The 23,137-nt window shown below is 59.5% G+C and carries 14 protein-coding genes; 11 read left to right on the plus strand and 3 right to left on the minus strand.

Annotation, left to right across the window (positions count from 1 at the left end; genetic code table 11):
- Positions 1 to 8: 8 nt before the first annotated feature.
- Together FNT36_RS17380 and FNT36_RS17385 are read right to left on the minus strand one after the other, a co-directional pair.
- Positions 9 to 917, minus strand: a complete 909-nt coding sequence (locus FNT36_RS17380; RefSeq protein ID WP_144850268.1) for a DUF3078 domain-containing protein — start codon at positions 915 to 917, stop codon at positions 9 to 11.
- A gap of 180 nt (positions 918 to 1,097) precedes the next feature.
- Positions 1,098 to 1,805, minus strand: a complete 708-nt coding sequence (locus tag FNT36_RS17385) for a carbonic anhydrase (RefSeq protein WP_233636013.1) — start codon at positions 1,803 to 1,805, stop codon at positions 1,098 to 1,100.
- Between the two features lie 470 nt (positions 1,806 to 2,275).
- On the opposite strand from FNT36_RS17385, the gene FNT36_RS17390 reads away from it, so the two are divergent.
- From FNT36_RS17390 to FNT36_RS17420, 7 genes are all read left to right on the plus strand, one after another.
- Positions 2,276 to 3,952, plus strand: a complete 1,677-nt coding sequence (locus FNT36_RS17390; RefSeq protein ID WP_144850270.1) for a glycoside hydrolase family 28 protein — start codon at positions 2,276 to 2,278, stop codon at positions 3,950 to 3,952.
- A gap of 163 nt (positions 3,953 to 4,115) precedes the next feature.
- Positions 4,116 to 6,026 carry a glycoside hydrolase family 88/105 protein gene (locus tag FNT36_RS17395; protein WP_233636014.1) on the plus strand — a complete coding sequence of 637 codons (1,911 nt, stop codon included), beginning with the start codon at positions 4,116 to 4,118 and terminating at the stop codon, positions 6,024 to 6,026.
- Between the two features lie 83 nt (positions 6,027 to 6,109).
- Positions 6,110 to 7,798, plus strand: a complete 1,689-nt coding sequence (locus FNT36_RS17400) for a sodium/sugar symporter (RefSeq protein ID WP_144850272.1) — start codon at positions 6,110 to 6,112, stop codon at positions 7,796 to 7,798.
- 79 nt (positions 7,799 to 7,877) lie between these two features.
- Positions 7,878 to 9,533, plus strand: a complete 1,656-nt coding sequence (locus FNT36_RS17405) for a glycoside hydrolase family 43 protein (protein ID WP_144850274.1) — start codon at positions 7,878 to 7,880, stop codon at positions 9,531 to 9,533.
- Between the two features lie 141 nt (positions 9,534 to 9,674).
- Complete coding sequence (locus tag FNT36_RS17410) at positions 9,675 to 10,664, plus strand: pectinesterase family protein (protein ID WP_144850276.1); 990 nt, start codon at positions 9,675 to 9,677, stop codon at positions 10,662 to 10,664.
- 11 nt (positions 10,665 to 10,675) lie between these two features.
- Complete coding sequence (locus FNT36_RS17415; protein WP_233636015.1) at positions 10,676 to 11,686, plus strand: pectinesterase family protein; 1,011 nt, start codon at positions 10,676 to 10,678, stop codon at positions 11,684 to 11,686.
- A gap of 219 nt (positions 11,687 to 11,905) precedes the next feature.
- Positions 11,906 to 13,558, plus strand: coding sequence for a pectinesterase family protein (locus FNT36_RS17420; protein ID WP_144850278.1), 1,653 nt, complete (start codon positions 11,906 to 11,908; stop codon positions 13,556 to 13,558).
- An 80-nt stretch (positions 13,559 to 13,638) separates the two neighbouring features.
- On the opposite strand, the gene FNT36_RS17425 is transcribed toward FNT36_RS17420, so the two are convergent.
- Positions 13,639 to 14,670: a LacI family DNA-binding transcriptional regulator gene (locus tag FNT36_RS17425; RefSeq protein WP_144850280.1), complete on the minus strand. Its 1,032-nt coding sequence runs from the start codon at positions 14,668 to 14,670 to the stop codon at positions 13,639 to 13,641.
- Positions 14,671 to 15,067: 397 nt separating this feature from the next.
- On the opposite strand from FNT36_RS17425, the gene FNT36_RS17430 reads away from it, so the two are divergent.
- The 4 genes from FNT36_RS17430 to FNT36_RS17445 all read left to right on the plus strand — a co-directional run bounded on the left by FNT36_RS17430 (position 15,068) and on the right by FNT36_RS17445 (position 23,112).
- A complete protein-coding gene (locus FNT36_RS17430; RefSeq protein ID WP_144850282.1) occupies positions 15,068 to 18,376 on the plus strand; it encodes a SusC/RagA family TonB-linked outer membrane protein in 3,309 nt (1,102 codons plus the stop codon).
- Between the two features lie 37 nt (positions 18,377 to 18,413).
- On the plus strand, positions 18,414 to 20,309 hold the full coding sequence (locus tag FNT36_RS17435; protein ID WP_144850284.1) for a RagB/SusD family nutrient uptake outer membrane protein: 1,896 nt from the start codon (positions 18,414 to 18,416) through the stop codon (positions 20,307 to 20,309).
- Positions 20,310 to 20,374: 65 nt separating this feature from the next.
- Positions 20,375 to 21,448: a pectate lyase gene (gene pelA / locus FNT36_RS17440; RefSeq protein ID WP_144850286.1), complete on the plus strand. Its 1,074-nt coding sequence runs from the start codon at positions 20,375 to 20,377 to the stop codon at positions 21,446 to 21,448.
- A 128-nt stretch (positions 21,449 to 21,576) separates the two neighbouring features.
- The gene (locus FNT36_RS17445) at positions 21,577 to 23,112 is read left to right on the plus strand and encodes a tagaturonate reductase (protein ID WP_144850288.1); all 1,536 of its coding nucleotides are present in this window, start codon (positions 21,577 to 21,579) and stop codon (positions 23,110 to 23,112) included.
- Positions 23,113 to 23,137: the final 25 nt, after the last annotated feature.

Below are 23,137 nucleotides of genomic sequence, written 5' to 3' on the forward strand. Positions count from 1 at the left end.
TCCAGCGCCTACCTAGGGGCCGTGGCGGCCCGCTCGCGGCTCAGCAGGATGCCCAGCGCTAGGCTCTGGCTGTATTGCACGCCGGGGTCTTGGTCGTAGTCGTAGAGCAAGATGCCGCTTAGGCTCACGTTGATATACTTATTTACCTTGGCCGTGATGGTGAGGTCGAGGCGGTGGTCAATCTTTTGGGGCGTAAAGGTTTCGTAGTTACCAAACAGCACGTAGCGCGCCTTTAGGTTTGCATTGGGGCCAAGCGGCTGGTCGAGCTCAGCCAAGGCTTGCGCGGCTAGCACCTCCCAGCGCACCGTGCGGCCGGGGTCTACTCCGTAAATAACATCGGTGGGCGTGCCCTGAAAGCGCGCTAGGTCACGCACCACCGTGAGGCGCGGTGAAAAGGGCGACAGCCGCAGCTTGAACCGCGCCGACGGATGATACTCAATGCCATAGGAACTAGTGATGTAGCCCGGCGCCAGAAAGCTCGACACGAGCCGCGGCTGGTCGTTGTCGTACTGGTAGCCGGGGGCAAACTGCGTCAGCAAGTTTACTGCCGTAAACAGACCCCACTTTTTGGTGAGGTCGTAGCCGTAGTTGGAATCAAGCCACAGCCGGTCGAGGGTTTTGCGGTAGCCCTGGCCCTTAGCATATTGAAAGGCAAATAGAAAATCGGCCTGGTTGGCCCAGGTGTGGCGCTCGCGGTGGTAAGTGGCCTTGCCATTGAAGAGCGCGCTCACGCCAACGGTGCTGGCACCGCCGCCCTTCCAGTTATCCGACAGCAGCGACTCGTTGACGTTCAGGCCCACTTTTAAGCTGGTGCCCCAGTAGCGCACCTGCCCCGAGTCGGCAGCCGCTGGGACCGTTTGGGCCAAAGCTGGCCGCGCGCCGGCCAACGCAACTAGTAGCGTAAGCAGTTTTTTCATACATACACCCTTAAAACTGGTGCAAAAGTAAGAATCGCCTTGCACCACCGCCGCTGCTTTGGGTCACTTAGGGGCCATCAGCTAGCACGTAGCAGCCCTGAATTAGACCAACGCCACCCCACAAAAAAGCGCCCACCGCCCGATGTAAGTCAGGCGGTGGGCGCGTACGGCTAGCGGCTGCTATTCCGTTTCAGGCTGGTCGGCCGGGTCGTGCTGCGGGCCCTCATACGAGCTGGCATCGTTGTCGTAGCTGGCAGCTTCGGTGGCGTAGATGTGCTCCATCTGCTCCATCACCTCGTGGCCATGCACGTCTAGGTCCTTGAGCACGCCGTCGGCGATGTCATACACCAGGCCGTGCAGGCGCGGGGGCTTGGGGCCGCGCATGGCGTTCTGAATAATGTTAATCTTGGCCAGGTTACTTACCTGCTCTATCACATTGAGCTCGACCATGCGGCGTAGGCGCTGTTTTTCGTCCTGAATGCGCAGTAGTTCGGTTTCGTGCAGGCGCACCACGTCGCGGATGTTGACCAGCCAGTTGTCAATCAGCCCGTACTGCTTGCTATTGGCGGCTGCCGCTACGCCACCGCAGCCATAGTGGCCCACTACCATAATGTCCTGCACGCCTAGCACCTCCACGGCGTATTGCAGCACACTCAGCAGGTTCATGTCGGTGTGCACTACCATATTGGCAATGTTGCGGTGCACAAACATTTCGCCCGGGCCCGTACCCGTGATGCCCGAGGCCGGCACCCGCGAGTCGGAGCACCCGATGAACAGGTAGCGCGGCGTTTGGCCATTGGCCAGGTTGGCAAAGAAGTCGGGGTCCTGCGCGTTTTTAGTGGCAACCCACTGCTTGTTATTGTCTAGAATGGTTTGGATACCAGCCATAACGATGCGCTAGCTAAAAGGTGAGTAATAAGTAAAGCGCCGCGAAGATACCGGCCCTGGCCTGTCGTTCGGCATTATCAGCTGCCCTAATGCGGCGCCCTAGCCGCTATACGGCACACGCCATAGCCTTGTCCACATAAAGCTTACGTTCTACAAACCAGCACTAACCTAGGGCCTGGTAATTGTACTACTTCTTAGGTCACGTACTGCCCTAGGTCTAGGCGGGCCGATTGGTAAAAGCTAAGCCGACAGCGCCTTCACTTGTTGCGCTGCGGCTCACCGACAACGTTACCGGTAACGATGCCGCAAATAAATCGCCACCGCGGCTTGCGCCGACGGCTGCCGCAGGTTAGTATTCCCCTACCAAGTTTCTAGCTGGCCTCCTAGGCTGGCACGGAATCGTTTTATTTTGCGCCGCTCCCACCCCGTCGCGCTAGCCCCTTCCGGGACCTAGCCGTTTCCATTCCTTTATGAAGCACTTGCTGCTTGTTCCGGGCGCCTTGCTGGCGCTTGCTGCTGCTCGCCCCGTGGCTCCTACCCCTCCGGCCCTGCCTACCACCGCTGCCGAGCTGCCCGCCGTGCGGCAAGCTCAGTTTAAGAAGGATACCTTTAGCCTGCGCCAGTACGGGGCCGTAGCCGATGGCCAAGCCTTGAACACGGAAGCGTTTCAAAAAGCTATTACGGCCTGCGCTTCGAAGGGGGGCGGCACGGTGCTGGTGCCCGCCGGACTGTGGCTCACGGGGCCCATTGTGCTGCAAAACAATGTAAACCTGCACCTAGCGCCGGGCGCGCTGGTGCAGTTCACGGCCGACCGCAGCCAGTACCCGCTCGTGAAAACCACTTGGGAAGGCGAGGACGCCATTCGTAGCCAAGCGCCCATCTCGGGGGTTGATTTGCAGAACATTGCCATCACGGGCCGCGGCACGTTTGATGGGGCTGGCGATGCTTGGCGGCTCGTTAAAAAGAACAAGCTCAGCGAAGGCGAGTGGAAGAAGCTCGTGGCCTCGGGCGGCGTGCTCAACGACAAGCAGGATACCTGGTACCCCTCAGCCTCTTCGCGCAAGGGCAACCAGCTGGTGGCGGCCGGCACCCCGCGCAAGAGTCTGAACCCCGCCGACTTCGATGATATCCGCGATTTCTTGCGGCCCAACATGCTCAGTCTCACGCGCTGCAAGCAGATTTTGCTCGAAGACTTTACCATCCAAAACTCGCCGGCTTGGACCATCCACCCCCTGCTGTGCGAGGATATTACCCTGCGCCACGTGACCGCCAAAAACCCCTGGTACGGCCAGAACACCGACGCGCTGGACCTGGAGTCGTGCCGCAACGGTCTGGTAGAAGGCTGCACTTTCGACGTGGGCGACGATGGCATTTGCATCAAGAGCGGCCGCGACGCCGAAGGCCGCAAGCGCGGTGTACCCACCGAAAACTTCGTGTTTAGCCACTGCAAGGTGTACCACGCCCACGGCGGCTTCGTGATTGGCTCCGAGATGTCGGGCGGTGCCCGCAATCTGTTTGTGAACGACTGCGCCTTCCTAGGTACCGATGTGGGGCTGCGTTTCAAGACAACGCGCGGCCGCGGCGGCGTGGTCGAAAACATTCACGTCGATGGCGTCGCCATGACGGATATTGCTGGCCAAGCCATCTTGTTTGACATGTACTATGCCGCCAAGGACCCTGTACCAGCGGCTGGCGAATCGAGCGAGCCGCCCGTGATTGCGGCGCAGCCACTAGACGAGGGAACCCCGCAGTTCAAAGGCTTTTACATCAAGAATGTAGTGTGCAAGGGCGCTGAAACGGGCATCCTGGTGCGCGGCCTGCCCGAGATGAACATCAAGGATATCAACCTTGAAAATATTACCCTAGAAAGCAAAAAGGGCATGCTGTGCCAGGAGGCTGAAAACATTCGCCTCAAGAATGTTACCCTGCTTTCGACCCAGACCAAGCCCGTGCTCGAAGTACAGAACAGCAAGAACATCAGCTTTGACAACTTGCGCTACGCCAACGGCGCCGACTTGCTACTGCGCGTAACCGGCGACCGCAGCCAGGGCATCCGCGTGACCAATACCAACACCAAGCTGGCTAAGAAGGACGTAGAACTGGGCCAGAAAGTAGGTAAAAAAACGGTAGTGGTGGCCACGCGCTAGCTTAGCCTCTCGCCCCCTCCGGGAGAGGGGAGCCTAACGTCGCTTTTGCTGATTTTTCCGACTGAAATAATTGCTGCTTTGCGTCGCCAAGTCGTCCGGCTCCCCCTCTCCCGGGGGGAGGGGGCTGGGGGATGGGGTACCACACTCAGGGTAGCTTTACTATATGAAATTTCCCGCCCTCCTGCTTACCACTGCCCTCGCAGCTCCGCTCCTTGCCCCGGCCCAAACGCAGCCCTTGTCGCAGCGCATGGCCGATGCATTTATGGTGTGGCAGCCCGACTCCATCGTGGTGGGCGACCGCAAAACGGCCCGCTGGGACTACGAGCAGGGCCTGATGGACCGGGCCTTGGAGCGCGTATGGCAGCGCACCGGCGACCCTAGGTACTTCACGTATCTCAAAAAGAATATCGACCAGTTTGTGGGCAAGGATGGCAGCATCCGCACCTATAAGCTGGAGGACTACAACCTCGATAACATCGCCGTGGGCCACACGGTGTTGCTGCTGGCCCAAACCTCGGTGCCGGAGCAGGAGAAGTACCGCCTGGCCGCCGCTACCCTGCGCAAGCAGCTCGACACCCACCCGCGCACCAAGGCGGGCGGCTTTTGGCACAAGCAGCGCTACCCCAACCAGATGTGGCTCGACGGCCTCTACATGGCCGAGCCCTTCTACGCCGAGTACAGCGCCCTCACCGCCGACAGCAAGGGCCTCGACGATGTAGCCAAGCAGTTTGCGCTGATTGAGAAGAACCTCGTAGACCCCAAGACCGGCCTGCTCTACCACGGCTACGACGAAAGCCGCGAGCAAAAATGGGCCAACAAAACCACCGGTCAGTCGCCCAACTTCTGGGACCGCGGCATCGGCTGGTACGCCATGGCGCTGGTCGATGTGCTCGACTACTTGCCTGCTGGCAATGCGCACCGGGCCGAGCTTATAAAGGACATCCAGCGCCTAGCCCCGGTGCTGGCCAAGTACCAAGACCCTAAAACAGGCACCTGGAGCCTCGTGATGGGCCAGGAAGGCCGCAAGGGCAACTATGCCGAGGCCTCGGGCTCCAGCATGTTTGTTTACGCGCTGGCCAAGGGCGCCCGCCTAGGGTACCTCGACAAGAAATACGCGGCCATAGCCAAGAAGGGCTACGATGGCTTGGTAAAGAGCTTCGTAGCCACTGACAATGGCGCGCTGGCCTTCAATGGCACCGTGAGCGTGGGCGGCCTGGGCGGCTCGCCCTACCGCGATGGCTCCTACGAGTATTACCTCAGCGAGCCGCTGCGCAAAAACGACCTGAAGGGAGTGGGGCCATTTATCCTGGCGAGCGTGGAAATGGAGATAGCGGCCGAAAACGCCGTGGGCCAAGGCAAAACCGTCGGATTGGATTATTACTTCAACCACGAGTTGCGCAAAAACGCCTTCACCGGCCAGCCCGAGCAATGGCACTACACCTGGGAAGAGCGCACCCACGGCGGCTTCTGGCTATGGGGCAACCAGCTGCGCGAGTTGGGCGCCAAGACCGTGGCCGTGCCTGGCGCCCCCACGGCGGCTTCGCTCAAGGGGTTGAATGTCTATGTTATTGTGGACCCCGACACTAAGAAGGAGAATCCCGCGCCCAATTACATTCAGCCAGCCGACAGCAAAGCCATTACTGATTGGGTAAAGGCCGGCGGCTCGCTGGTGCTGCTGGCCAATGACACGGCCAACTGCGAAATCCGCCACTTTAATGAGCTAGCCAAGAATTTTGGCGTGCAGTTCACTGACAAAAGCATCAACATGGTGCAGGGTAGCCAGTTTGAGCAGGGCCGCGTAGACCTAGGTGGCGGCAAGGCCGTGTTTGCGCAGGCCAAGACGGCTTACGTCAAAGAATTATCGGTGCTACGCGTGCAAGCGCCGGCCCGCCCGTTGGTGAGCAACGCGGCCGGCCAAGTCATTATGGCTACGGCTACCCTAGACAAGGGCAAGGTGTTTGTGCTCGGCGACCCATGGCTGTACAACGAGTACACCGATGGGCGCAAAATACCGGCGGTATATGAAAATTTTCAGGCCGGCAAGGACTTGGGCCGTTGGTTATTGGAAAAATAAAACAAACCGATAGGTGGCAGGACTGCAGCGCAGCGCTACTTTCGCCGTCAAACCACCTATTCCAAGTTTTTCATTTTCCCACCTTGAACAAGCTCGCTACCCTCGACTACATAGTCTTTTTCGTCTACTTTTTAATAGTAGCCGGCTATGGCATTTGGATTTATAATCGCAAAACCGGCCACGATGGCACGGTAGAAGGCGACTCCAAAGATTATTTCCTCGCCGAGGGGTCGCTGACGTGGTGGGCCATTGGCTCGTCGCTTATTGCCTCTAATATTTCGGCCGAGCAGTTTGTGGGTATGGCCGGCTCGGGCTTCAAAATTGGCCTAGCTATCTCGGCCTACGAGTGGATGGCGTCGGTGACGCTCATCATCGTGGCCACGTTCTTCATCCCGGTGTACCTGAAGAATAAAATCTTCACGATGCCGCAGTTCCTGCACCAGCGCTACAACGGCACGGTAGCCATGATTATGGCCATTTTCTGGCTCGCGCTGTATGTGGTCGTGAACCTGACCTCGATTCTGTACCTAGGCGCCATCGCCGTGAGCAGCGTATCGGGCCTGAACCTGACCTTCTGCATGTACGCGCTGGCTATTGCGGCCGTCATCATCACGCTGGGCGGCATGAAGGTTATCGGCTTCACCGACGTTATTCAGGTGTTCTTCCTCATCTTGGGCGGTTTGGCTACCACTTACTTGGCCCTCAACCTGGTATCGGAACACTTCGGCACCACGGGCGTGGTCAATGGCTTTAATCTGCTGATGAACGAGGCTAACAATCACTTCCACATGATTGTGAAGCGTGACGACCCCAACTACCTCGACTTGCCCGGCCTCACGGTACTGCTCGGCGGCCTCTGGATTGTGAACCTCAACTACTGGGGCTGCAACCAGTATATCACGCAGCGCGCCCTAGGTGCCGACCTGCCTACCGCCCGCGGCGGTCTGCTATTCGCAGCCTTCCTCAAGATGCTGATGCCCGTGATTGTAGTGCTGCCCGGTATTGCGGCTTACGTGCTCTATAAGCAAAATGTATTTGGTGCCACCGAGTTTGGCTCGGGTGCTGACCTCAATCCCGACCGTGCTTACCCAGTACTACTCAACATCTTACCTGTTGGCCTAAAAGGATTATCGTTTGCGGCGCTCACGGCGGCCGTAGTGGCCTCGTTGGCTGGTAAGGCTAATTCGATTGCGACCATCTTCACGCTCGACGTGTACAAGAAGGTGCTGAACGTGAACGCCTCGGAAAAGAAGCTAGTAGCCGTGGGCAAAATCTCGGTGGTGGTATCGATGCTGCTAGGCATCCTCATTGCGCCGCACCTAGGCATCGACAAGAAAGGTGGTTTCCAGTTCATTCAGGAGTACACGGGTTTCGTGTCGCCGGGCATCTTCGCCATGTTCATTCTGGGCTTCTTCTGGAAGAAAACCACGTCGAGCGCCGCGCTCTTCGCCACCATTGGCGGCTTCCTGTTCTCGATTGTGCTCAAGTTCCTGCCCGGCATGATGGACCTCTCGTTCCTGGCGCCCTTTGGCTTCGCCGTGAAGCCCGAAGGCTCTAGCATCTACGAGATTCCGTTCCTCGACCGCATGGGCATCGTGTTCGTGTTCTGCATCGTGGGCATGGCCATTATCAGCCTCATCGAAGGCCACGGCCGCACCAACCCCAAAGGCCTGGAAATCGACAGCAGCATGTTCCGCCCCCACCGCAGCTTCGCGATTGGTTCGGTGGTGGTGCTCGCTATCATCACGACGCTCTACACCATTTTCTGGTAAGGCGGCGCGGCTCCGGGGCCTAGGCGGCCGTGGGGAAGCGCTGGCTCGCCAGCCTTGCTTCCCCACCCTGCCCTTTGCCATGCTGCGCATTGCTAAAACTTCGTTGCTGACACTCACTGGGCTCTGGGCCCTGGCTTTCGCGGCCAGGGCCCAGAGCCCAGCTGCTTCTACCCTCTCCCAGGTCTGGGTACCCGACCTAGGCAACGGGATGTACAAAAACCCGGTGCTCTACGCCGACTACTCCGACCCCGACGTGGTGCGCGTGGGCACCGACTACTACCTCACCTCGTCGAGCTTCAGCTCGGTGCCGGGCTTGCAGATTCTGCATTCCAAAGACCTCGTCAACTGGACGATAATCGGCACGGCGCTACCCGTGCAGCCACCCCGCGACCGCTACGACCAGGCGCAGCCCGGCAATGGCGTGTGGGCCCCGGCCTTACGATTTCACAAGGGCGAGTTTTACCTCTACTACCCCGACCCCGACCTCGGCATCTTCGTGACGAAGGCCAAGAACCCGGCCGGGCCGTGGTCGGCGCCGGTGTGCGTGAAGCAGGCCAAGGGTTGGATAGACCCCTGCCCCTTCTGGGATGAAGATGGCCGCGCCTACCTCGTGCATGCCTTCGCGGGCAGCCGGGCGGGCATCAAAAGCGTTATCCACGTCAGTGAAATGGCGCCCGACGGGCTGAGTTTGCTAGGTGAGGATAAACTCGTTTTTGACGGGCATAAGGACCATCCGACTATCGAGGGGCCCAAGTTTTATAAGCGCCACGGCTACTACTACATTTTTGCGCCGGGCGGTGGCGTCAAGCCCGGTTGGCAGGTAGTGCTGCGCTCCAAAAATGTCTTTGGGCCTTACGAAGACAAGATTGTGCTGGCACAGGGCAAGTCACCCATCAACGGGCCGCACCAGGGCGCCTGGGTCGATACGCCCGATGGCAAGCAAGATTGGTTTCTGCACTTTCAGGACCAGGGGGCCTACGGACGAGTGGTGCATTTGCAGCCCATGACCTGGAAAAACGATTGGCCCGTTATGGGCCTTGACCCCGACGGCGACGGCACCGGCGAGCCCGTGCTCACCTACCGCAAGCCCGCCGTGGCAGCCAAAGCCGCCCTTGCCACACCCGCCACCTCCGACGAGTTCGCGGCCAAAACCCTGGGCTTGCAGTGGCAATGGCAGGCCAACCCGCAGCCTAGCTGGTACTCGCTCACAGCCGCACCGGGCAGCGTGCGGCTGGCCGCCGCGCCGCGCCCACCCGCTTACCAAAACTTCTGGCAAGTGCCGAGCCTACTGGTGCAGAAGCTACCCGCCGAGCAGTTTATGGCCACTACCAAGCTCACCTTCCGGCCCCAAGCCGAGGGCGAAAAAGCTGGGCTCGTGATGATGGGGATGGATTATGCCTACCTAGGCGTGACCTACCAAGCTGGCAAGTTGCAATTGGCCCAGGTAGTGTGCACTAGCGCCGACAAGGGTGCGACCGAAGTATCCTCGCCCGTCGTTGCCGTGCCCGCAGGCCAGCCACTGTACCTGCGAGTAGCCGTGCGGCCAGACGCCAAGTGTCAGTTCAGCTACAGTCTCGATGGGCAGCAGTTCACGCCCCTAGGTGCCGAGTTCACGGCTCGTGAGGGCAGATGGGTGGGTGCGAAGATGGGTGTGTTCTCTCTCAGCCCTAACACCACAGCTACCACTGGCTACGCTGATGTAGACTGGTGGCGCGTCGCGCCGATAGCTAAATAAACCGAGTGCGTCGGTCATGCAGCGCGCAGCGAAGCATCTCGCGTGCTGACGCCTGCGAACGTTGGAGAATACTGCGCCACGCGAGATGCTTCGCTACGCGTTGCATGACAGTCGTCAATAACTTATAGCTGATATAAAACCATGAAAAAAAGCAACCTATGCCTAGTTCTGAGCTGGCTCCTACTCCTAGCCAGCGTTGCGCCGGCCCAAGCAGCAGTGCCAACTGGGCCCATCGGCACCTTCACCGTAGCCCAGGATGGCTCGGGTGACTTCCGCACGGTGCAGGAAGCCATTAACGCCGTGCCCGATTTGCGGAAGAAGGAAACTACCATTTTCATCAAAAAAGGCACTTATAAGGAGAAATTGGTACTGGCAGGCAGCAAGACACTAGTGCACCTCGTAGGCGAGGACCGCGACAAAACCATCTTGACCTTCGACGACTACAACCAGAAGAAAAACCGCTTTGGCGAAGAGATGGGCACCTCGGGCTCATCGAGCATTTATATCTATGGCACCGATTTCACGGCTGAAAACCTGACTTTTCAAAACTCGGCCGGGCCAGTGGGTCAAGCGGTGGCCGTGTGGGTGGCCGGCGACCGGGCCAAGTTTAAGAACTGCCGCCTACTGGGCTTTCAGGATACGCTTTACACCTTTGGGCCAGGCAGCCGGCAGTACTATAAGGACTGCTACATCGAGGGCACGGTCGATTTCATCTTCGGCGCGGGCACGGCGTGGTTTGAAGACTGCACCATTTTTTGCAAGCGCGGTGGCTTCGTCACGGCCGCTTCTACGCCCGATACGGCGCGCTACGGCTATGTCTTTCGGCACTGCAAAATCACGGGTGACGCGCCCAAGAACTCGTTTTTCTTAGGTCGGCCCTGGCGGCCCTACGCCAAAGTAGTGTACCTAGGCTGCGAGCTAGGCGCCATCATTAAGCCCGAGGGCTGGGACGAGTGGGGCAAGGAAAGCAACAAGCAAACCGCCTACTACGCCGAGTACCAGTCTACCGGCCCCGGCGCGGCGCCCAAGAGCCGCGTGGCGTGGTCGCACCAGCTCACAGCCGCCGAAGCTGCCCGCTACACTCGCGCCCAGGTGCTGCGCGACTGGAATCCCGACCAACCCCAGCCCTAGGTTCTTTCGCCATGAAGTACATTGCTCAAGCGGCCCTGCTCCTACTGCTGCCGCTAGCTGTCCTAGGCCAAGCTACCCCGCCCAAGCCCGCCGATGGCATGCCGCCGGCCCGCCCGGTGCCCCCGCCCCAGGTGCTGCTGATGCACGTGGCCCAGGATGGTTCGGGCGACTACCGCACCATTCAGGAGGCGGTGAATGCCTCGCGCGATTTGTCGCAGGTCACGGTCACCATTCAGATTAAAAACGGCATCTACCGCGAGAAGTTGGTGGTGCCTTCGCATAAAACGCACGTGCGGCTGGTGGGCGAAAGCGCGGTGGGCACCATTATTACGGGCGCCGACCATACGGGCGACGCTGCGGGTCACGTCACCTACACCTCGCACACGGTGCTGGTGCAAGCCAATGACTTCACAGCCGAGAATATCACCTTCGAAAACGCGGCCGGGCCGGTGGGCCAGGCCGTAGCCCTGCACGTGGAGGGCGACCGCGCCACCTTCCGCCACTGCCGCATGCTGGGCAACCAAGACACGCTGTTTCCGGCCGTCGAAAACAGCCGGCAGTACTACCAGGACTGCTATATCGAGGGTACTACGGATTTCATTTTTGGTACTGCCACGGCCGTGTTCGACAACTGCGAAATCCGTAGCAAGCGTAATTCATACATTGCGGCGGCGGCCACTACCGAGCGGCAGGCATACGGCTTTGTGTTCCGCCGTTGCCGCCTCACCGCCGACTCGGCGGCCCACAAAGTGTACCTAGGGCGGCCCTGGCGTCCTCATTCGCGCACGGTCTATCTAAACTGTGAGCTAGGGCAACACATTTTGCCCCTAGGCTGGGATAACTGGCGCGATGCAGCTAATGAGAAAACTGCTTACTATGCCGAGTATGAGTCTACTGGCCCCGGCGCTAGCCCTGCGGCGCGCGCAAAGTGGACACACCAGCTCACGGCTAAAGAGGCCAAACGCTATACGCTGGCCGCCATCTTTAGCGGAGCAGCATCTTGGCTTCCAGCCGAAAAATAAGAATATTTTTTATAACTTTACTTAGAATCCGGGCAACTGCCTGGATTTTTAATTTGCTATAATTCTTGCAAACAGCAACATTGCTGGCAGAGATTTCGTAGGTAAACTCATCTATAAGTATTTTGTTTTTCTTATATTTAGTAAAAGGCATACTGCCTTCGCTAGGTATAAGCTGTACTGGGCTTTCGAGAAAGTCTTTCTTCACACCTTTTTTCATCTATGCACCTTTCTACCCGTCGGGGACCTACGCGGCCAAGCCGATTGCTTCGCCATGCACTATTTTTTATTAGTCTGATTTTCAGCAGCCAAGCTGCACTAGCCCAAACCCCTGACGCGACGGTAGCCCAAGATGGCAGCGGCAATTTCCGGTTGGTGCAGGCTGCTATCGACGCGGCCCCAGCTGGCCGCACCACGCCTTACGTTATCTACATCAAAAACGGCAAGTACAAGGAGAAAATCAATACTCCTGCCACTAAGCCTTTTCTGCAACTAGTGGGCGAGAGCGTCGGCGGCGTCACGCTGACTTACGACGATTACGCGGGTAAGACCAGCCCGTCGGGCGGCACGTATAGCGCTGGCAGTTCGGCCTCGGTCATCGTGGCCGCCACCGATTTTAGCGCTTTCAATATCACGTTTGAAAACTCGGCCGGGGTCAACCCCGACTTGTTTGCGCTGGCCCTAAACATTAGTAGCGACCGGGGTGCGTTTCGCAACTGCCGCTTCCTAGGTGGGCAAAATACGGTTTATACTAGCAGCAGTGGTACCCGCCAGTACTTCCGCAACTGCTTTATCGATGGCAATACCGACTTCATTTTTGGTAGCGCCACGGCTGTGTTCGACCGCTGCGTTATTTATCCCCGAACCCGGCCCGACAATGGCGCCACCGGCTACATTACGGCAGCCAACACTCCTGCTACCCAAGCCTACGGCTACGTTTTCCGTAATTGCGTAGTTCCTGCAAACCAAGGCGTTACCACCTACAACCTAGGCAGAACCTGGCAAAACGATGCTACTACCGCGGCTGGAGCCAAGGCCAATAACAAAGTTGTTTTCTTAAAGAGCCGCCTAGGTGCCGGTATTATCCGGCCCGAAGGCTGGAGCGTATGGGATGCGGGCACCGATGTTACCTTGACTACTTACGGCGAATACCAATCGCGTGACTTTCGTGGCAACCTGGTGGCTGTAAACCAGCGCGTAAGCTGGGCAAGACAATTGGCTGCTGCCGACACGGCCCAGTACCAGACTGCCAGCGTCCTAGGTAACTGGGACCCTTGCTCGGCAGGTCCTGCTATGTGCGCAGCTTTCACGCCGAGCATTGCCACCGCCAACTTCTTGGGTGCAGCAACTCCTACGGGACTAGCATTCAGCTGGAACGCTAGCTGGGCAATTAGCCAAGTGCAGTTCGAGCTCATGCGCAGTGCTACCCGCAAGGGCACGTATGCTCGCGTGAGCCAGCTTACGGCACCTAATGACACCACGTATAATTTTCGCACTACCGATGCCCCAGCTATAAGCGGCACCTACTTCTATTACCTACGCGCTACCAAGGCTGGCCTAGCTGCATACACCAGCGATACGCTGGCAGTGTCGGCCGTTGGCACCGTCACGGCTACGCTCAACGGCAAGGGCACCACTGCGCTGCAAGTGTATCCCAACCCAGCTACTGAGGCGCTAACGATAGCGCATACCCCAGCTGGCGCCGACGCTACGCTGCTAGTACTAAGCCTCGACGGGCGGCGCGTGGCGAGCCTACGCCCTACAGTTGGCTCGCTCGAAACGCGCTTGTATCTCAGCCAGTTGATTAGCGGCACGTATTTGCTGCGCTACACTGACAGCAAGGGCACGCAAGTAGCGAAGTTTACCAAGCAATAAAGCCACCACCAAAAAGAGCGCCCGTAGCAGCGAAGATACTTCGTCACTACGGGCGCTCTTTTTGGTGCCAGCCCTGCGCGCTAGCAGGCCACTACCGGCAGTTGCGTCGATTCGCGAAGTTGCATGGTGGTGGGAATGGTGGTTGTGGTGATGGGCAGCGCGGGGCGCTGCTTGCGCTCGATGAGGTCTAGCAGGCGCTCAGCAGCGGTCTGGCCGATTTCCTTGGCGGGCTGCACTACGGTGCTCATCGAGGGCGACAACAAATCGGCCACATTGAGGTTGGTGAAGCCGATGAGCGATACCTCGTCGGGAATGTGGATGCGGCGCTGGCGCAGTGCCCCCAGGCACCCTAGGGCCAGCCGGTCGCTGGCCGTGAAGAAGGCATCGGGCCGGGGCGTCAGGGCCAGCAGCTCATCTACCAGCGGTCCTACCTCGTTGGGGCCGAAGGTGCCGAAGCGCACCAAGCTTTCATCGTAGGGCAAGCCATTTTGCTCTAGGGCAGCCCGATAGCCGGCTAGCCGCTCCTGCGTGATACTGAGCCAAGGCTGAATAGTGAGGTGCGCAATGCGCCGCCGCCCAGTCTTGATAAGGTGCTCGGTGGCAGCGAAGGCGCCCCCAAAATTGTCGGCCACCACCCGGGGCGTATTCACCTCGGCCGATACCCGGTCAAATTGCACAATGGGCGTGCCCTGCTGCTGTAGCTCCTGTAGGTGCGTCAGGTCGGAGGTTTCGCTGCTGAGCGAGATGAGCACGCCATCGACGCGGCGGGCTAGGGCCTGGCGCAGGTTGGCTATTTCGCGGTCGTAGGTTTCGTGGGTTTGGAAAATGAGCACATCGTAGCCCCGGCGGTTGGCCACATCTTCAATGCCATTGATAGCCTGCGAAAAGTAATAATTGGCAATCTGCGGCACGATAACCGCGATGGCCTTGCTGCTGCTTCCCTTCAGGCTGAGCGCAATGGGGTTGGGGCGATAGTGCAGGCGCGCCGCACACTCCATCACAATGCGCTTGGTTTCGGCATTTATCTCATAGCTGTCGCGCAAGGCCCGCGACACGGTCGAGACCGAAATATTCAGTTCGCGGGCAATGTCTTTGAGGGTGGCGGCTTCCAAGCTAAAATATAATTAAAATGCAAATATTGGGCTAAAAACCCGGCCTAGGGTTAGCATCTAAAGGTATCACTTAAATCGATGCCGAGGGCTACCCATGCTTTTGCCGGCTCATGAGGCGGGTTTTGGGAACGTTACCGATAACGTTTGCGCAAATAAAAACGCTCCGAGCCTTCATCAGGCGCCCATCCTTCGCTAAACTTCGAGACCCAGGGTAGCCTCTGCCTAGCTCAAATCTGGCATTTTATCCTGCTAAAGTTTAAAAAATAGTTTTTGGCCCGGCCGGCGGCTAGCAGCCCGCCCCTACCTGGCCCTAGGCTCGCTGGCAGTCTTGCTGGCTCGCAGCCCTTCGCTCTTGCTACTTATTTCAATTCCCACCCATTTTTCTCCTGCTGCTCTTATGAAAAGACATTTCCTGTTACTCTGGCTTGTGCTGTGCGCCAGCGTGGGCGCGGCCCTGGCCCAAACCCGCGCAGTGAGTGGCATCGTCAAAGGGTCGGACGGCGAAACCCTACCGGGCGTGACGGTGCTGCTGAAAGGCACCACTACTGGCGCCTCTACTGCCGTCGATGGCGGCTACACCATCAACGTGCCTGCCGATAACAAAACGGCCACGCTGCGCTTCAGCTTCGTGGGCTACGTGAGCCAGGAAGTAGCAGTGGGCGACAAAACCACTATTAACGTTACACTGGTATCGGATGTGCAGTCGCTCGATGATGTAGTAGTCATTGGCTACCAAGAGGTTCGGCGCGGCGACGTGACGAGCGCCATCTCGTCGGTGAATGCCCAGCAGATTAAGGATATCCCCGTAAACTCGGCCGCTGAGGCTCTGACGGGCCGCTTGGCTGGTGTGCAGCTGACCTCTTCGGAAGGCACGCCCGGCAACAACAACGTGCAAGTGAAGGTGCGTGGCGGCGGCTCCATTACCCAGGACAACTCCCCGCTCTACATCGTGGACGGCATCCAGATTGAGAACGCGCTGTCGGTTATCGCCCCGCAAGATATTGCCTCGGTCGATGTGCTGAAAGACGCCTCTTCGACCGCTATCTACGGTGCACGTGGCGCCAACGGCGTAGTTATCATCACCACCAAGGGCGGCCGTGAGGGTCGCACCTCGGTGTCATACAATGGCTTTGGGGGCTTCCGCAAGCTAGCTAAGAAGCTCGATGTGATGGGCCCGGCCGACTACCTGAACTGGGAGTACGAGCGGGCGCAGCTCACGGGCTCGGGCGCCAGCGTATCAGGCGGCACCAATACGTTCCGGCAGGTTTTTGGCTCGCTCAACTTCAACGGCGACACCCTGAACAACCTGCGCAATCTCCCCTACCAAGACTGGCAGGAGCAAGTATTTGGCCGCAGCGCCATTCAGCAAACGCACAACGTATCGGTGAGCGGCGGCACCAAGGCTACGACCTTCAACCTGAGTTTGACCCGCAACCTAGAGGATGGCATTCAGTTGGGCTCGGGCTACGACCGCAAGCTGGTGAACTTCCGCATCGATACCAAAGCCAGCGAGAAGTTTCGCCTGGGCTTCAATGCCCGCTTCAACGACCAGGAGAACCTAGGCGCCGGCACCGGTGCCGCCCTAGGTACCTCCAGCAACGGCCAAGTGGTGAACACCGGCTCTAGCGTGACGTCGCGCCTGCGCAACACGGTGCAGTACATCCCTTTCAACCTGCCCACTAGCGTGGCGGGCGTGGACCCCACCGCCAACTTCGACCCCGACTTCTTCGCCAATTCGTCGCTGGTGAACCCGGTGCTGGCTATTAATAATGAGTACCGCTCCGATAAGCGCCGCACGTTCAACATGGGCGCGACGGCGTCGTTCAACATCCTGCCGTCGCTGGTATTCCGCTCCACGGGTGGTTTTGACATCACGTACAGCGACCTAGGGACCTTCAACGGGCTGTACTCGCCGACCATTCGGCAGGCGGCGGGCGGCTACCAAAACCTGCCCTTCGTGACCATCACCAACGGCATCACGACCACGCTCAACAACTCGAATACTCTTAACTATACGCTGAAGAAAGACAAGCACACGTTCTCGGCATTGCTGGGCGAGGAAACCTACCGCCAGCGCACCACCCAGAACTTCGTGCAAACGAACTTCCTGCCGGCCGACATCACCGCCGAGCGCGCCCTAGCTAACATCAACCAAGCCGTGCTGCCGGTGGGCACCGTGGCCCAGCCTGTGCTGCCGAGCACCGGCATTCCGGTGGACTACGGCCTGGTGTCGGGCTTCACGCGCCTCAGCTACGACTACGACGGCAAGTACCTGCTGTCGGCCACGGCCCGCCTCGACTACTCTTCTAAGTTTGAGCCCGGCGCTACCCGGCGCGGCGTATTCCCCGGTGTATCGGCTGCGTGGCGCATCTCGCAGGAAGACTTCTTCAAGGACTACCTCAACAAGGTGTCGGACCTGAAGCTGCGCGTGAGCTACGGCCAGGCTGGCAACAACCGCATCCCGGACTTCCTGACCAAGCAGCTCTACCAGGCCGGCAACGTCAACTACGCTCTCAACCACGTGACGACGCCCGCCACGGCCCTCACTACGCTGGCCAACCCCACGCTGAAATGGGAAGTGACGACCACCCGCGACATCGGCGTGGACATGGGCTTGTTCAACAACCGCGTGCAGTTCACGGCCGATGTGTACTACAACACCACCCGCGACCTGCTGATTGCGCAGCCGCTGCCGGGCTTCTCGGGCTACACCTCGCAGTTCCGCAACATTGGCTCGACTTCTAACAAGGGCCTCGAACTGCAACTGAGCGGCACGGTCATTCAGACGGAGAACTTCACCTGGTCGGCCACGGCCAACGCTACGTTCAACCGCAACAAAATCACGGACCTAGGCGGGCTGGCCGAAATCCCGAGCATTCAGTCGGGCTGGGCAGGCACTGCCCTATCGGGCCCCGACTACGTGGCCCGCGTGGGCCAGCCAGTAGGCATGATGTACGGCTACGTAACCGACGGCTTCTACACGACTAACGATTTCAAATCATACAACTACGCCACCCGCACCGGCGTGCTCGCCGATGGTGTGGCCAGCAACGCCGCTGTGACGGGCACCGCTGTGGCCATTGGCACGCTCAAGCTGCGCGATGTGAACGGCGACGGCCAGATTACGGAAGCCGACAAGACGGTCATCGGCAACTCGAACCCCAAGATGATTGGGGGCCTCAACCAGCAGTTCACTTACAAAGGCTTCGATGCTAGCGTATTCCTCAACTTCGTGCTGGGCAACGACCTCTACAATGCCAACAAGATTGAGTTTACGACCAGCACGGCCAACACCTCCTACGCCAACCTGCTGAGCGAGATGAACAACCGGGTGCGCTACACCGACAATAACGGCGTGCTCATCACCGATGCCAACACCTTCAACCAGGTGAACGCCAACGCTACCATCTGGAGCCCGGTGCGCGGCAACTACCTGCTGCACTCCTACGCCATCGAGAGCGGCTCGTTCTTGCGCGTCAACAACATCACGGTGGGCTACTCGCTGCCCAAGGGCCTGCTGAGCCGCGCGAAGGTGCAGACGCTGCGCTTCTACGTGACGCTCAACAACCTGTACACCTTCACCAAGTACTCGGGCTACGACCCAGAGGTGAACACCCGCCGCAGCACCCCGCTCACGCCGGGCGTCGACTACGCCGCCTACCCCCGCAGCCGCGCCTTCCTGTTTGGTCTCAACCTAGGGCTGTAATCTTTTCCCACCCGCACTTTAGCTAGTTTCTAGCCTTATGAAAGTTTTTAATTTCACTTCGCGGAAGGCCACGGCGGCGGTGCTGCTGGCCGGGGCGGCCGGACTGGCCACTTCCTGCAAAAGCTACCTTGATATAGAGCCCACTGCCCTCACTACCACCGAGGCCACGTTCAGCACAGTGAGCGGCGCTACCAGCGCCGTGCTGGGCGCCTACGACCCGCTGTCGGGCGACAATACCTACGGCACCCGCATCAGCATGTACTACCCCTACGATACCGATGAGCTCATCGGCTCGTCGGGCACCTTCGACACGGGGCGCCGGGGCATTGCGCGCTACAAGTCCTTTGCCAGCAACACCGAGATTATCAACCCTTGGAACAACTTGTACCAGGGCGTAGAGCGCGCCAATGTCTGCATCAAGTACATTCCGCAGATGGCGCTTTACACCACCGGCACTAGCGCCGACACCGCCGCCCTGCACCGCCTCTACGGCGAGGCCCTGACCTTGCGGGCGCAGTACTACTATGAGCTGATTCGCAACTGGGGCGATGTGCCGGCGCAGTTCGCGCCCTCGAGCTACGACCAAGATTTCAACCTGCCCAACGGCAACCGCAACCAGACGCTGACCGCCCTGATTACGGACCTAGCCACGGCCGAGAAGCTAGTACCCTACCGCTCCAACGCGGGCATTGGCAACGAGCGCATTACCAAGGGCGCGGTGAAAGCGCTGCGAGCCCGCATTGCGCTGCAGCGCGGTGGCTACTCGCTGCAAGGCAACACCATGACGCGCCAAACCGACTACCTCGACTACTACCGCATAGCCCGCCAGGAGTGCCAGGAGCTGATGAGCCAGCGCAGCCAGCACACCTTGAACCCGAGCTACTCGGACTTGTGGCTCGGCTTAAACCAGCAGCGCCGCGATGCTGCCAACGAAATCATTTTTGAGGTGGGCATGGCGGGCTCCACGGCCACCGGCGACTCGAAGCTGGGCTACTACAACGGCCCGCGCCTGAATAACTCGCCCACCTACGGCTCGACGCAAGGCGCCGTGACGGTGGTGCCGACCTACTTCTACGCGTTTGACTCGACCGACGTGCGCCGCGACATCACGGTGGCGCCCTACCAGTTTGCCAATGGCAGCAACAACCAGTCGGGTGTGGCGCTGAATACGATTTACGATGGTAAGTTTCGGCGCGACTGGCACAGCCCCGCCCTACCTGGCACCAACAACTACCTAGGCTACAACTGGCCCCTCATCCGCTTTGCCGATGTGCTACTGATGTTTGCCGAGGCTGATAATGAGCTAAACGGTCCCACCACGGCGGCTCGCGCTGCGCTGCTCGAAGTACGCACCCGGGGCTACAATGGCAATGCCACCCTTGCGGCGGCTAACCTCAACACTGGCAGCAAAGCCGACATGTTCAACGCCATCGTCAACGAGCGCCTATTGGAGTTTGGCTCCGAGGGCATCCGCAAGTACGACCTGCTGCGCTGGAACCTGCTGGCCTCCAAGCTCAGCGAAACCAAGGCCAACCTAAACCTGCTGCGCCAGGGCCTAGCCCCCTACCAGAACGTGCCGCTCTATCAGTTTTACCGGGTAGTGAGCGGCAAGGTGCAGTGGACGCGCTCCTTCTTCAAGCCCACGCCTGCGTCTCTTCTGCCCACTACCCCAGCCACGCCACTACCTAGCGGAATTGTCCGCGTCAACTGGCGCCAGTCCATCGACGGCACCTACGTGGCTAACCTGCAGCCCAATGGCACAGTGGTGCCCATCAGCACCACCACGGGTGGCACCACCACGACCACCAACGTCAACAGCACGGGCACGGGCATGGCGGCCGAGTACGTAGCGGGCCTCGGCAAGGAGCTGCTACCCATTCCGCAAACTACCCTCGATACCGACCCAGCCCTGAAGCAAAACTTCGGCTACTAATTACCAAGCGCCTGAGCGGCTACCTAGGTAACCGCTCAGGTGCCGGCTGGCCTTTCTTTTTACTGATGAATTACTCGTTGCTCGTTGTTGCTACTCTTGGCCTGGCTACGGCCCACCTAGGCGCGTGCCGCAGCCACTCGTTGGCGCTGGCCCCCAGGCTGGCGCAGGCAGCAACCCAAGACAGCACCGCCGAGAAGATGCTCGCCTTTCAGCGCAGCGTGGGCGGCTGGCCCAAGGCCGTGAACGAGGTAAAAGTGGACTACAAGCGCTCCATGAGCGCCACCGACCTACAAGATGCTCGCCGCGATGCCAGCCGCGAAGATGCTACCATTGATAACAACGCCACGACTCGCGAAATCACTTACCTGCTAGGTGCTTTCAAAACCACCCAGAACCCGGCCTATCGCCTAGGTGCCGAAAAAGGCATCCGCTATCTGCTCAAGATGCAGCAGCCCAGCGGTGGCTTTCCGCAGTACTACCCGCTCAGCAACCTCTACCGCGCCCAGATTACCTACAACGACAACGCCATGGTGCATGCCCTGCAAGTGCTGAAGGCGGTGGCTGATAAGAAAGGGGACTTTGCCTTGGTAGACCCCACCCTGGTGGCGCCGGCCCAACGCGCAGTGGACCTAGGTGTGCAGTGCATCCTGAAAACGCAGTATGTGCAGCACGGCAAGCGCACGGTGTGGTGCGCCCAGCACGACCGCCGCACGCTGCTACCCTGCCCGGCCCGCGCCTTCGAGCTGGCCTCACTGAGCGGCGACGAGTCGGTAGGCATTACCGAGTTTTTGATGAGCCTCGACCAGCCTAGCCCTGAAGTGCGCCGCGCCGTGGAAGCAGCCGCGGCCTGGTTCGAAGCCTCCAAAATCGAGAATATGGCCGTGGCTGACATTACCGACCCCAAGCAACCCAAGGGCCGCGACCGGGTGATGGTGCCCTCGCCCGGCAGCACGCTGTGGGCCCGCTTCTATGACCTTGATACCAACCAACCTATTTACGTGGGGCGCGATGGCGTGAAGCACGCCCGCCTAGCCGACATCGAAAATGAGCGCCGCATCGGCTACGTGTACGCTAGCACCTGGCCCGAAAAGCTTTTGACCCGCGAGTACCCCAAATGGCAGCAAAAATGGAAACAGTGAGCAGGTGAGCCCATGACAGGCTTCGCAGGCTTAGGGTATTCATTTGAACAAGCCCTGACCTAGGCGCCGGGCCGACCGGCCACTTCTCAACTATCTACCAGCAGTTGCTATAAAATCTTTGCAAAAACATGCCTGTTCTCTCTCAACTTTTTACGCAAGCCGGCGCGGCCAAGCCCACGGTTGTTCTTCCTACCCCGGCGCTGTTTGAGCTTCCCGAAAAGGTTTTGCAGTTTGGTACCGGCGTGCTGCTGCGCGGGCTACCCAATTTCGTGATTGACCAAGCCAACCGCCAGGGCATTTTTAATGGCCGCGTGGTAGTCGTAAAAAGCACCGACGGCGGGGGCGACGCTGCGGCTTTTGACCGCCAAGACAACCTGTATACGGTGTGCGTGCGGGGCGTGGAAGACGGCCAAACCATCAGCGAGGACGTGGTGTGCGCCGGCATCAGCCGCGTGCTATCGGCCAAAAGCCAGTGGGCCGAGGTGCTGCAAGTAGCCACCAGCCCCGACCTGGAGGTGGTGCTTTCAAATACTACTGAGGTCGGCATCGTGCTCGACGAAAACGAGGACCTAGGGGCCACCCCGCCGCGCTCGTTTCCGGGCAAGCTGCTGGCGGTGCTGCACGCCCGCTTCCAGGCCTTCGGCGGCGCTCCCGACAAGGGCCTCGTGATAGTGCCTACCGAGCTGATACCCGACAACGGCACCAAGCTGCGCAGCATTTTGCAAGAGCTGGCCGAACGCGCCGCCCTAGGTTCCGATTTTATGCACTGGCTCGCCACAGCCAATACCATCTGCAACTCACTGGTTGACCGCATTGTACCGGGCAAGCCGGCGGCAGAAACCTATGCTAGCCTTACCCAAGAGCTGGGCTACGAGGATGAGCTACTCACCATGTCGGAAGTGTACCTGCTGTGGGCCATCGAAGGCGATGAGCGGGTGAAGGAGGTGCTGAGCTTTCAGCAGGTGCACCCCGGCGTAATTGTGCAGCCCGATATCGACCTGTTTCGCGAGTTGAAGCTGCGCCTGCTCAACGGTACGCACTCGCTCAGCTGTGGGCTGGCCTTCCTGAGTGGTGTGCCCACCGTGCGCGAAGCCATGGAAAGCGACTGCCTGGCCACCTACGTCCGCAACCTGATGCTGGCCGACTTGCTGCCCGGCATCCCCTACCCCGTCGATGAGAAGGTGGGCCAGCGCTTTGGCATGCAGGTGCTTGACCGCTTTCGCAACCCCGCCGTGGAGCACCGCTGGCTAGCCATCACGCTCAACTACTCGGCCAAGCTGCGCATGCGCGTGGTGCCCGACCTGCTGCACTACTACGAGCGCTTTCGGGCCGTGCCGCAGTACGTGGCCCTAGGCTTTGCAGCTTACTTACTCTTCGAGCGCGGCACCCGGCAAGAAGGTGATAAGTGGTACGGCGAAACCCAAGGCCAAGAGTATCTCATTCAGGATGAGCAAGCGGGCTACTTTGCCGACCTCTGGCAGCGCCTCCCCTCCGCCGAACTCGTGCAAGCGGCCCTAAGTAACCAAGCCCTCTGGGGCACCGACCTCACGGCTCTACCCGGCTTTGCCGACAGCGTAACACGTTACCTCACCCAGCTTCAGCAAGAGGGCGCTGCTGCTACGCTAGCCACGGTGCTCAATAAGAATCAGAAAGCCGCGGTGTAGCGCGGACGTTTAATCCGCCAGTAGA

The sequence above is a fragment of the Hymenobacter setariae genome, assembly GCF_007713685.1.
GTDB lineage: Bacteria > Bacteroidota > Bacteroidia > Cytophagales > Hymenobacteraceae > Hymenobacter > Hymenobacter setariae.